At 42.3% G+C, this 12,772-nt stretch carries 6 protein-coding genes; 3 read left to right on the plus strand and 3 right to left on the minus strand.

Going from position 1 to position 12,772, the window contains the following annotated elements; all coding sequences use genetic code 11:
• Positions 1–105: 105 nt before the first annotated feature.
• Positions 106–4,611: a glutamate synthase large subunit gene (gene gltB / locus ESY88_RS00610; protein WP_147084913.1), complete on the minus strand. Its 4,506-nt coding sequence runs from the start codon at positions 4,609–4,611 to the stop codon at positions 106–108.
• Positions 4,612–5,309: 698 nt separating this feature from the next.
• On the opposite strand from gltB, the gene ESY88_RS00615 reads away from it, so the two are divergent.
• From ESY88_RS00615 to metK, 3 genes are all read left to right on the plus strand, one after another.
• Positions 5,310–5,648, plus strand: coding sequence for a P-II family nitrogen regulator (locus ESY88_RS00615; protein ID WP_147084914.1), 339 nt, complete (start codon positions 5,310–5,312; stop codon positions 5,646–5,648).
• An 8-nt stretch (positions 5,649–5,656) separates the two neighbouring features.
• Complete coding sequence (locus tag ESY88_RS00620) at positions 5,657–6,889, plus strand: ammonium transporter (protein ID WP_147084915.1); 1,233 nt, start codon at positions 5,657–5,659, stop codon at positions 6,887–6,889.
• A 366-nt stretch (positions 6,890–7,255) separates the two neighbouring features.
• Positions 7,256–8,509 (plus strand): methionine adenosyltransferase, encoded by a 1,254-nt coding sequence (gene metK, locus ESY88_RS00625; RefSeq protein ID WP_147084916.1) that lies wholly within the window; start codon positions 7,256–7,258, stop codon positions 8,507–8,509.
• A gap of 75 nt (positions 8,510–8,584) precedes the next feature.
• Here metK and ESY88_RS00630 read toward each other — a convergent pair whose 3' ends face one another.
• Entirely contained in the window at positions 8,585–9,394 is an 810-nt protein-coding gene (locus ESY88_RS00630) for a GLPGLI family protein (protein WP_394343944.1), read from the minus strand.
• Positions 9,395–9,970: 576 nt separating this feature from the next.
• Complete coding sequence (locus ESY88_RS00635; RefSeq protein WP_147084918.1) at positions 9,971–12,703, minus strand: carboxypeptidase-like regulatory domain-containing protein; 2,733 nt, start codon at positions 12,701–12,703, stop codon at positions 9,971–9,973.
• Between the last annotated feature and the right edge of the window lie 69 nt (positions 12,704–12,772).

Here is a 12,772-nt window from a genome sequence, read left to right on the forward strand (position 1 = left end):
TTTAGTTATTATTTGTTTTGTGTCGTTAAGTCTTAAGTCATTTGCCTATCACGTCCTAAAATAAAAAAAATTCAGACACTACTTTAGCAACCAATCTGGACCTGACTACGCTTCCACTTTTTGCTCTTCTTCCAATCGCAACAAGGCCTGTTTGTATTCTTCTGGCAGAATCTTGACGAATTTTGGAAGCTCATTCTGCCAATTTTCCAATAAGCGTTGTGCCAACGGACTCAAGGTCGCATTGTAATGATTTTCGACCAGTGCTTTTAATTCTGAAATATCTTCAGGAATTACCACCTCGTCCAAGTTCAAACCTTCGGTGTTGCAATTGGCTTCAAAAGTGCCTTTCGGGTTATAGACATAAGCGATACCACCGCTCATTCCTGCACCGAAATTTCTTCCGACTTCGCCCAAAATAACTGCGCGACCGCCGGTCATGTACTCGCAACCGTGGTCACCAATGCCCTCCACAACCGCATGTGCTCCCGAGTTTCTCACGCAAAAACGCTCGCCAGCTTTGCCGTTGATGTAAGCTTCGCCCGATGTGGCGCCATACAATGCCACATTGCCAATGATGACATTTTCTTCAGGAACAATCGTTGCTTCCTCAGGTACTTTTACAATCAGTTTGGCTCCCGAAAGGCCTTTTCCGAGGTAATCGTTGGAATTCCCATTGATGGTAAAGGTCAAGCCCTTGGTGGCAAAAGCACCAAAACTTTGACCTGCAGACCCTGTGAAATTAATTTTCAAAGTATTCTCCGGTAAGCCCTGGGCACCATAGATTTTTGAAATTTCATTACTCAATATGGCGCCGAAAGCACGGTCGCGATTGTTGATTTTCGATTCTATGACCGTTTTTTCCTTTCTGAATAAAGCAGGATGTGCCTGACGAATGATTTCAAAATCCAATGCTTTTTCCAACTGGTGGTCTTGGGTTTCGGTATTGTATAGTTTCGTCCCTTCTGGAACCGCCACTTGATGCAATATTGGTGTCAAATCCAAGCCCAGTGCCTTATAATGTGAAATTGTTTTATTGCGATTGAGTTTGTGTACCTGACCCACCATTTCATCCACCGTTCTAAAGCCCAATTGCGCCATAATCTCACGCAGTTCTTGAGCGATGAAATACATGAAATTGACCACATGCTCTGGTTTGCCCTGAAATTTCTTCCGCAGGTCTGGATTTTGGGTCGCAATCCCAACCGGACAGGTATTCAAATGGCAAGCGCGCATCATGATACAGCCCGAAGCAACCAGTGGCGCTGTGGCAAAACCGAATTCCTCTGCTCCCAAAAGACAAGCAATGGCCACATCGCGGCCGGTTTTCATTTGCCCATCGCATTCCAAAACCACTCGGTTTCGAAGGTTGTTCATGACCAAGGTCTGCTGGGCCTCGGCAAGCCCTAATTCCCAAGGCAAACCAGCGTGCTTGAGCGAGGTCAAGGGCGATGCACCTGTACCACCATCATGGCCAGAGATTAAAATCACATCGCCTTTCGCTTTTGCAACGCCTGCTGCGACCGTGCCTACGCCAACTTCGGAAACCAATTTAACGTTAATCCGAGCCTCGCGATTGGCCGATTTCAAGTCGTAAATCAACTGCGATAAATCTTCAATAGAATATATATCATGGTGCGGTGGTGGCGAAATCAAACCCACATAAGGTGTGGAATTTCTGGTTTTGGCAATATCCGGATTCACTTTTGGACCAGGTAATTGTCCGCCCTCACCAGGTTTTGCCCCTTGTGCCATTTTTATTTGGATTTCCGACGCATTGGTCAAATAATTGGAGGTTACCCCAAAACGACCTGAGGCCACTTGCTTGATGGCAGAATTTTTCCAATCGCCATTGGCATGTTTGTAAAAACGTTCTTCGTCTTCACCGCCTTCACCAGAATTACTTTTTCCGCCGATACGGTTCATGGCGATGGCAAGATTTTCGTGCGCTTCCTTAGAAATAGAACCGTAAGACATGGCTCCAGTCTTAAATCGCTTCACGATTTTTGTCCATGGCTCGACCTCTTCCAATGGGATTGGGTCATAATTGGCGAACTCAAAAAGCCCGCGAATGGTCATGAGCTGCTTGGTTTGCTCATTAATCAAATAGGAATATTCCTTATAAGTCTCATGCTTGTTGCCACGAACCGCCTCCTGCAATTTCGCAACCGTCAATGGGTTGAAACTGTGCTTTTCCCCATGACGCCGCCATTTGTATTGTCCGCCAAACTCCAGGTTTAAATCAGCATCAACCGCATTGGTTTTATAGGCTTTTTTATGGCGTTTGTAGATTTCCTTTTCAATCTCTCGCAACCCGATACCTTGAAGTCTCGTGACTGTATTTGGGAAGTACTCATTGACCACTTTTGTATTGAGCCCAACACACTCAAACAATTGTGACCCGCGGTAAGAATTGAGCGTGGAAATCCCAATTTTGTTCATCACTTTGAGGACGCCCATCCCAATCGCCTTATTGTAATTTTTGATGGCAGTCAAGTAATCCATGTTCTCGATTTCCTTTTGCTGCACTTGTTTCTGAACAATTTCGTTGACAATGTACGGATTAATCGCACTCGCACCATAGCCAAACAATAGGGCAAAATGATGCACTTCACGTGGTTCAGCAGATTCAATAACGATGCTCACTTTGGCACGTTTGCCAATTTTGTAGAGCTCATGATTTACGTAGGAACAGGCCATCAAAGCAGGGATTGGCGCTAACAGTTTACTTACACCCCTATCGGAAAGTATGATGATGTTTCCACCTTCATCGATGGCCTCAGAAGCGGTCTTGACCAAATGCTCGAGTGCAGATTCCAATCCGTTGAGACCTTTATCGACTTCATAGAGCATCGAAATGGTCGTGACCACAAAATGCGGATTGCTCTTATAGTTTTTGATTTTATCCAAATCGTGTTTCGAAATAACCGGATTTTGGATTTTAAGCTTTCGGCATTGATTTTCGTTGATTTGGAAGAGATTCGCATCCATACCCAAGGTAAGACTGATATCGGTAATCAGTTTTTCACGAATGCCGTCCAATGGCGGATTGGTAACTTGAGCAAACAACTGCTTAAAGTAATTGTAGATAAGTTGCGGTTTTTCGGAAAGTACGGCGATAGGCACATCATTTCCCATAGAACCGATGGGCTCCTTGGCATTTTGCGCCATAGGTTTGATGAGCACACTCAAATCTTCTTCAGTATAACCAAAAACCACTTGACGTTTAGCCAAGGCATCCTCTTTATGTTTGATAGGGCCTTCTTTTGCTGGAATTTTTGCAAGGTGCACCAGATTATCGTCCAGCCATTTTTGGTAGGGATAGCGCGTCACGATATTTTCCTTTATTTCCGCATCGTTGATGATTCGACCTTGATTCATATCTACCAAAAACATTTTGCCCGGTTCTAGACGACCATGCTGCTCAATATTTTTAGGGTCGATGTCGATAACGCCAGTTTCCGAAGACATAATAACGAAACCATCTTTGGTAACGGTATATCTAGACGGTCGCAGGCCATTTCTATCGAGCACCGCGCCAATATAGTTACCATCGGTAAACGGAATACTCGCTGGCCCATCCCAAGGCTCCATGATGCAAGAATTATATTCGTAAAAAGCGCGTTTTGCCTGCGACATTAGCGGGTTGCGCTCCCAAGCTTCGGGCACTAACATCATCATGACTTCTGGGAGTGAGCGACCCGTCATCAACAATAATTCGACCACCATATCCATTTGTGCGGAATCTGATTTGCCTGGTAAAATTATGGGGAAAATGCTTTTGATATCCTCGCCAAACCAATCACTCTCCATCAATTCCTGTCTTGACAAGACTCGGGAAACATTGCCACGAAGCGTGTTAATTTCACCATTATGGCACATATAACGGAAAGGCTGTGCCAAATCCCAGGTGGGGAAGGTATTGGTTGAAAACCGTTGGTGCACCAAGGCCAATCTGGTCACTAAACTCGGGTCCTGTAAATCGATATAATACAATTTGATATCCTCCGGAATCAAGAGCCCTTTAAAGATGATGGTCTTTGTGGAGAGGCTCGGCAGGTAAAAACGAGCGCTTTCAGATAATTTTGACGCAATTATAAAATGTTCGGTCTGTTTTCTGGCGGTAAATAATTTAAGGTTGAAATCAAAATCGGTTTGATGTTCTTCGCCTTTAGCAATGAAGACTTGTTTTGTGAACGGTTCCGTTTCCGCAGCGATTTTACCGATAACTTCAGAATTTACCGGCAAATCGCGCCAGCCCAAAATCTTGAGCCCTTGGCCTTTCATAAAAAGTTCCAATTTTTCGATACAGAAGTTGCGTTGGTTTTCTTTCTTCGGAAGAAAGACGTTGCTTACCGCGTATTGACCAAACTCAGGAAGTTGAAATTCACAGTTTTTCACGAAGAACTCATGCGGAATATCGATTAAAATCCCAGCACCATCGCCAGTTTTACCATCGGCACTCACAGCCCCGCGATGTTCCAGTTTTTCAAGAATCTCGAGCGCTTTGTGGATGATGCTATTTGAAGTATTGCCTTTGAGGCTGCAAATAAAACCCGCACCACAATTGTCGTGTTCAAATTCTGGTAAATAAAGGCCTTGGGCTGCTAACATATGTGGAGTTGTTTTGTGCTTTTTCTGAAGCGTTGAACCTCTAATATAAACGGAACGTACTGATTTATAAAACCTCACCTGCACTTTTCCGAATATGACAATTTCAAGTACAGTAATTGCAAAATTCCTATTTACAGATGGGTTAAATTCAGATATCAACAATTGCGTTTAATTCAATGAAGACTAACTTAATATAAGAAAATATTTTAAAAACTGACTCATTGAGAAGAATAACCCAAATAAAAGGAGTGGAAACTAAGAATTATTTAATTGTAATTTATCGAATCAATAGTATTTAGCGTGAAAATACGACATACCCTAAATCTTTAGGGGTAAAATATCTCTATGTGGTAAAAATTAAAACTTGACCCCAATTTTTTAGGGGTCAATACTTTTTATATATAGTTTTATAGCGAATAAAACAAAAAAGAACCATTTATAGAATTGAATTTGAACGAATTTATCCTATTCTCAATAATTATGGAATTAACGCAAGACGATCCCGCCGGAAAAACTCAAAATCAGCGGAAGCATGGAGGTCTATAGAAATACAATTATAGCGGCAGTAGTTTATAGATTCAAAGCAACAAGCTCGGGGAAAGCCCACAAGTTATGAATTGAAAGATGTTCTTTGTATTTCGAGGCAAGCCTCGGGGGAATAAAACCCTCTGCAGGGATTAAAAACCAACGCAATCATTATGAAAAAAGTAGAAGCAATCATTAGAAAATCCAAGTTTTCCGCAGTAAAAAAAGCACTTCACGAGGTTGGCGTCAACTTCTTCTCCTATTGGGATGTCACTGGGTTGGGCAACGAGAAAGAAGGCCATGTTTATAGAGGCGTGTCTTATAGCACTAGCGATATACAGCGACGCTATTTGTCTATTGTGATCAACGACGACTTTGAAGCCGCCACCATTAAAGCCATTCTTGATGCTGCCGCCACTGGCGAAGTTGGCGATGGGAAAATAGTTGTTTCAGACATCGCAGAAGTTTACAGGATAAGAACCGGAGAAAAAGGCGCCGACACTTTAAAATAACCAACCCTATGGAGTTACTTACAATAAATAACGTTTGGATGATGATGTGTACCGCTTTGGTCTTTTTCATGCATCTCGGCTTTGCGCTTTTAGAAATAGGCCTGACCCGTCAAAAAAACACGCTCAACATCCTTTTCAAAAACGTCTTTATCATTACCATTGGATTGTTATTATACTGTCTCGTGGGCTTTAACCTCATGTACCCCGGAGAATTCAATGGCTTTTTTGGATTTGCAGGATTCGGACTTGACTCGCCCCTAACCGCCGATGGCGCTCTAGATCTAACTTATAATGAAGGCTACACCTATTGGACCGATTTTTTATTTCAAGGCATGTTTGCAGCAACCGCAGCGACTATTGTTTCTGGTGCTGTGGCGGAACGCATGAAGATACTCCCATTTATGATTTTCACCATCATTTACGTTGGCTTGATTTATCCCATTGCCGGCTCTTGGAAATGGGGCGGCGGATTTCTACAAACACTTGAAACACCATTCCATGATTTTGCAGGCTCAACCTTAGTACACTCGGTTGGTGGCTGGGCAGCAGTGGTTGCCGTTTGCCTGCTAGGCGCAAGAATAGGCAAATACAAAGACGGAAAGCCACAAGCCATCCCAGGGCACAACATCCCACTGGCCACAGCGGGCGTACTCATTTTATGGCTGGGCTGGTTCGGTTTTAACGGAGGCTCGGTACTCTCTGCCGAACCTGGAATGACCTCATTGGTGTTGGTCAATACCTCCTTGGCAGCTGCTGCGGGAGGCGTGGTATGCATGTTAGTCTCCACTGTGCGTTATAAAAATCTGGATTTGACCATGTTTCTCAACGGAATTTTAGGAGGCCTGGTTGCCATTACTGCAGGCGCAGACCAGATGGCGCCTACCGATGCCATCATTATTGGCGCTATTGGCGGAGCCATTATTGTATTCGCGGTGTCTTTGATTGACCGCTTAAAATTGGACGACCCCGTAGGCGCCATTGCAGTACATCTAATTTGTGGTATTTGGGGAACTCTGGCGGTTGGCCTCTTCGGAAATTTAGCCGGAGGCAATCAATTTTTGAGTCAATTGATAGGTGTTGGATCTTATGCGCTGTTCTGCATTGTTTCCTCATTCATCATCATTTTCTTTTTAAAGAAAACCATTGGAATTAGAGTTTCCGAAGCTGAAGAGCTTGATGGTCTCGATGCCCATGAGCACGGGATGGAAGCCTACCCCAATTTTAGATTGAATGAACACTAACCCAAATCGTTTTTATTTCGAGGATAGGCCTTTAGAGATTTTTTCTAAGGGCTTATTTTTTTTTAACACCTATTTTAAGCTGTTCATTTTTCATAGTTTCAATATTATATGTACTTTTGACCACAATTAAAGAGAGGAAAAATTTGTTCTGATTGCAACCTCTTCCAGTTTTGGGGCATCTTTAAAATAGGTGTTAAAACCAACTGGAAATAAAATGCTAAAGCAGTTACCATTCAACTCCCTTAGCCTCTCCCAGAATTAGTGAAAACACTAATTTTGACCTCTCCAAAACAGAGGTAAAGAAAGCGTTTCAATCAAGAACAAATCATTCTTATAATTGTATAATTAATTATATAAAGAGAATTTATGTCGTATTTATTTACTTCGGAAAGTGTTTCTGAAGGCCACCCAGACAAAGTCGCAGATCAAATTAGTGACGCATTAATCGATAATTTTTTAGCCTTTGACCCCGAATCAAAGGTCGCTTGTGAAACTTTAGTCACTACTGGTCAAGTCTTTTTGGCTGGAGAAGTCAAATCAAAAACCTATCTGGACGTTCAAAAAATCGCAAGGGATACCATAAATAAGATTGGCTATACCAAAGGCGCTTATATGTTTGATGGCAGCTCCTGCGGTGTGCTTTCAGCCATCCACGAACAGTCTGAAGATATCAATCGCGGTGTCGATAAAGCCAATAAGGAAGAGCAAGGCGCAGGCGATCAAGGGATGATGTTTGGTTATGCCACCCGTGAAACCGAAAATTACATGCCTTTGGCTTTGGACCTCTCTCACCGTATCCTCAAAGAGCTTGCAGTATTAAGACGCGAGGAAAAGGACATTACCTATTTGAGACCCGATTCTAAAAGCCAAGTCACTATTGAATATAGCGATGATAATAGTCCGCAACGTATCGATTCCATCGTAGTTTCTACCCAACACGACGATTTTGCAGATGATGAGACGATGCTGGCAAAAATAAGAAAAGACATTATAGAGATTTTAATCCCGAGAGTGGTGGCCAAATTGCCTGAACAGCTTCAAGAACTGTTCAATGACGATATTACTTATCACATCAATCCCACAGGGAAATTTGTAATTGGAGGCCCTCATGGCGATACTGGATTGACTGGTCGCAAGATTATTGTGGATACTTATGGAGGGAAAGGTGCCCATGGTGGCGGCGCTTTCTCAGGAAAAGACCCGAGCAAAGTAGATCGATCGGCTGCTTATGCCACCAGGCATATTGCAAAAAACATGGTTGCCGCAGGCGTTTGTGACGAAATTTTAGTACAGGTTAGTTATGCCATTGGTGTGGTAGAACCCACTTCCATTTTTGTGGAAACCTATGGCACTTGTCCCTTCAACATTACCGATGGGGAAATCGCTCAAAAAGTACGCAGCCTTTTCGATATGCGACCAGCAGCCATTGAAAAACGCTTAAGGCTACGTCAACCCATGTATAGCGAAACAGCGGCTTATGGCCACATGGGGCGCACCTCAGAAACCGTTAGTAAAACCTTTGAACAATTCAATGGCGAATCGGTAACTTTGGATGTGGAGCTCTTTACTTGGGAAAAGTTGGATTACGTGGATGAGATCAAAGCCGCTTTTGGCTTATAAGCAGCAACATTAATCACAAAAAAACCTCTAGTTTCAAAAGCCAGAGGTTTTTTTGTGTTTCTATTTTAGTGAATATTATCCGCGACTGCGGCCAGTGCGATTGCTTCTAAATTCTTTCATTTTCTCAACAATGGTCGCTTGGTATTGGGTTTTAGTGATGTCTTTCCCCTTTTCTGGCGCTTTAATTTCCAAGCGCTCTGCTGGATTGAGAACCAGCTTAGAACATAACATCGTGGTATCTCCCGCGCTTACCTCCAAAATCAATCCGGGAAGTCCCCAATATTCTGAAGGGCCGTGACCCACTGGTATTTGTGGTGAGTACCAAGCCTCCACCTCTGTCAATTGCAGCGTTTCTTCCGACGCAGTTTCTTGAGTTCCTTCGGCGGTAGCGCTACTATTTTGTCTCAATTTATCCCAAGAAAAAGAGTACCAAGTCAACTCATTTGTCGGGATAGATGCCGTTGCTTTAAAGCAAGTATAATCTCCTATCTGTTTTGTTTCTGAGCCTAATTTCCAAGAGATGGGTTGCAGGCTGTCTTTTACCAAAAACCGTTTTCCGTAAAACTCCTGTTCCTGAATTTGAGCATTGGTTTTCACATTTTTATACTGGTCTCCTGCCGCAAAGTTTTTTCCCCATGAATCTGTCGCCCCAGAAATGGCATCCAACTTATCATTTTCCTTAAAAAATGATTCTGTTTTATTGAAAGTTAGCGTGTAGGTTTTCTCGAGCCGGTTCTTTAATTGGGCCTTAACCTGTTTCTTTTGCTCTTCAGATAATCGCGCTCCCCAATCTCCCAAATCCAAAGAAGACTTTGAAATATAAGTCGCTTGACCTTGAAAGTCTTTAGCGCCCTGTGCGTTGCCTGCAATTGGACTTAGTGTCATTAAAGCAAGACTTAGAAGGCATTTAAACGTGAAATTTACAGGTTTCATAAGCTCTGAAATTGAAGGTTTTGTCTAACAAAAATAGACGAAAGCTAAAACGCCTTCTGTTTTTGCCTTAAAATTAACAGGTTATGAAGCACATAATCTGTTAGCTAATAAAAATATGGCTTTTTTTTTAAATTACTGAATCTATGAGCAACTAAATGAACACCTCGATGCAAGCATACGAGGTAACAAATCCCAAAAAACAAATTCCAAATTCCAAAAAAGGAAAAACGAGGCAAGCATCGGGGGAATTAAACCCTAAGAGATTAAAACCTTCTAAGGGTTTGTTCATTTCTCTGCTTTCTTCGGAAAAACAACCTGCTTCCCTTGTGCGATAAAAAGCATGCCATGGGTTCGAGACCGCCCATGTAACAATTTAGAATGACCTCATGTTCTCAAGTTTAGCCTCTATTTGCAAACACATACCGCGTATCCCATAGAATAAGCAGAAGTTAAAAAAAGATTGCTTCTCTCAATAATTATCGGGATCGCATTGACCTTTATAGATTGGATGCATTAACGTGTATCAGCTTACAGCGTATAAATCAACCGAAACGTCACAAATCGAGGCTGGATGAAGGTTTCTGAACTAAATACCGAAATGGCATTGGCACCGTTGCTAACTTGTGAATCCACATCCAAAAGATTCGTGGCACGCACCTGATACTCCAATTTGGCGTCGCGGTCTTTACGATAGGACAAAGAAGCGTTCCAATTTTGAAAGGATTGCGATTGCCCAGTTCCATTATCTTGGTTAGTGTAGGCATAGTCGGTTTTGAATGTGACCGACTTCCAAATGTAAGCGTCAAATTCTAAGGTAGGAGAGTTGGTGGTAAATGTGGTAGCATTAGAGCCTTGGTTATTATTGGAAACCGAATAATTATAACTCACACTCACATTGGGTGCTTCCCTAAAATTAGTGCGCAGCTCTGGCGTGTAACTTTGCACAAAACGCTCGTTTACCGATTGGATGCCCTGTATAAACTGGTTGTTTTTGCTATAATTGAAACTCGTTCTCAACGACGCTCTCAATTTGCCAAAAGTACGTTGCACGCGACCAAAAGCGGTCAAGCTCTCATCTGCGAAATTGGAATTGAAAAAGGTGCTGGTCCTGATGACATTGTCAAAATTGGTAAGGTTACGAATTTCATCCACATTCTTATTATAGTTGATGACCGCATAAATGTTAGTGTAATTGAACATGTTAAAGCTAAAATAACTCAAATTCAAATTATGGGACAGCGCATTTTGTAGCTCGGGATTTCCAAATTGGATGCTGTTGAAATTGTTCAAGACCAAACCTTGCGCCAAGCTCGTCACATCGGTAAATGAGTTTCTCATATTATAGCGAAAAATCAAATTCTCAGATTTTTTGAATTGGATTCGGGTTTCAAAATCAGGAAGGATTCTAACGAAATTATCCTCAAATGTCTCGCCAAACTGAATGTTTTTGTTGCCGTAGGCATGTACGGAAAACCCTGGTGTGATCGTAAATTTTCCTGTTTTCAAGCGGTAGTGAGCGCCCAAATAGATATCACTGAAATTGTATTCGGTATCATTGGTATCCAAGCCTTCATTAATTACTGGCGTCGGATCAAAAAAGGAGCCATCATCTAAGAATTGAAAGATTTTGGAATTGAATTGCTGTTTGCTCAAAATAGTGCCCAAAGTAAAATTGATGTTGCTCACATTATTCAGAATGTGGTAGTAATCCAACTTGGCATCGAGCTGATTTGATTTGATGCGTCGTTCTTGATTGAGGTCGTAATTGAATTGGTTTCTGTCTAATCCCAATCCTTCCGCAGTGTTATCAAAAGCATCGGCATTAGGCCCATCCTCATTATTAGTTGGGTCGTTTGCCAAAACGGCATTGTAAAACGGGTCTTCATCCTTAAACAGATGCTGCGCTTCAAGGGCAAAAATATTGTTCTCGTTCAAGGTGTAATAATAGTTTAGATTTTGATTGATGCTGAAGGGTTTGACCTTATCCAGTTGATTGGTATTGCCTACCACGGAAGAAAAAAGGTTCTGTGCTTCCGTCCCATCGGAAATTCTTCCAAGCACATCATAATCTATTTGGTTGTTGGGGTTTGGCTTGTAAGAGGCACTCAATTTTGCCAAACCTTGGTTGCTGGCTTCACGACCCATTTCTACAGTAGCTTCATCTGGAATGCCCAATTCGGAATTGGTGTATTGCACAAAACTCTCCTGTCTGGTGCGCAATCTGCTGCTATTGTAAATCAAGAATCCGCTCAAATCCAAGCTCTTTTTTGGGGCATAACTAAAATTGGCTGCTGCCAGTTTTGTAACCACTTTTTGAGCATTGGCAATGTTGGTAAGGCCACTCAAGCCATTATCACCCAAATTGATGCTGGTGCCACTGCTCTGGCTAGGCGCTCTAAAGCCACCGCCAAAATTTCGAATATCGCGATTGGTCAACGCCACTTCGCCAATGTTATTAAGGTCTCCAATGAGGTTGATGCTATATTTTGGACTGTAATAAAATAATTTGGGCTGCAGCAGATAGAGGTCATCGGTGCCGGCCACACCAGAACCTGCGGTGACATCACCAAACCAGAAGTTCTTTTTGCCTTCCTTCAGCTTAATATTTATTGCAATATTATCTTGATTATTGGTCACACCGCCAAGTTGCCCTACTTCAGAATAGTTTTTCAAAACCTGCACCTTATCCACGGCATTTGAAGGAATGTTCTTGGTTGCCAGTTTAGTATCACCATCAAAAAAGTCCTTCCCATCGACCATCAACTTCGTGACGACCTTGCCTTCGACCTCTATTTGTCCGTCGGCATTGATTTCAACACCCGGTAATTTTTTGAGTACGTCTTCCAGCTTTCGCTCCGTACCATCCTTGAAGGAATCGGCATTATAAACCAACGTATCGCCCCTTATGGTCACAGGCATTTCATAAGTGAGTTCTACTTCATCCAAAACATTATCTTCCTTAAGTGTGTAATTCTTGTCAATGTTTGTGTCTATAGTGCTTAGCGTTTCAGAAAAAGTTTTCATCCCGATATAACTGACTTGCACCGTATAAGCTGTGTTTTTTTCCAGATCTAACTTAAACTCCCCTTTATCGTTGGTTATTGCATAAGAGGCCATGGCTTTTGTTGCGGTATTGATGGCGATAATGTTAGCAAGTTCCAAGGGTTGGCCAATGCTGTCTTTGACGACGCCTTTAACTATGATTTGTGCAGTGCAGAGGGTTGTTGTTAAGAGGAAGGTTAAGAAGGCAATTTGTTTCATTTGGTTGTTGACTGTTAGTTTATAAAATTGAACATTCTTTTCTCGCAGAGGCGCAGAGTCGCAGAGGTT

This window comes from Subsaximicrobium wynnwilliamsii (genome assembly GCF_007997225.1).
GTDB lineage: Bacteria > Bacteroidota > Bacteroidia > Flavobacteriales > Flavobacteriaceae > Psychroserpens > Psychroserpens wynnwilliamsii.

Coding starts and splice junctions, on each gene's coding strand:
- gltB (WP_147084913.1), bottom strand. CDS start 4,611: ATGTTAGCAGCCCAAGGCCTTTATTTACCAGAATTTGAACACGACAAT.
- ESY88_RS00615 (WP_147084914.1), top strand. CDS start 5,310: ATGAAAAAAGTAGAAGCAATCATTAGAAAATCCAAGTTTTCCGCAGTA.
- ESY88_RS00620 (WP_147084915.1), top strand. CDS start 5,657: ATGGAGTTACTTACAATAAATAACGTTTGGATGATGATGTGTACCGCT.
- metK (WP_147084916.1), top strand. CDS start 7,256: ATGTCGTATTTATTTACTTCGGAAAGTGTTTCTGAAGGCCACCCAGAC.
- ESY88_RS00630 (WP_394343944.1), bottom strand. CDS start 9,394: ATGACACTAAGTCCAATTGCAGGCAACGCACAGGGCGCTAAAGACTTT.
- ESY88_RS00635 (WP_147084918.1), bottom strand. CDS start 12,703: ATGAAACAAATTGCCTTCTTAACCTTCCTCTTAACAACAACCCTCTGC.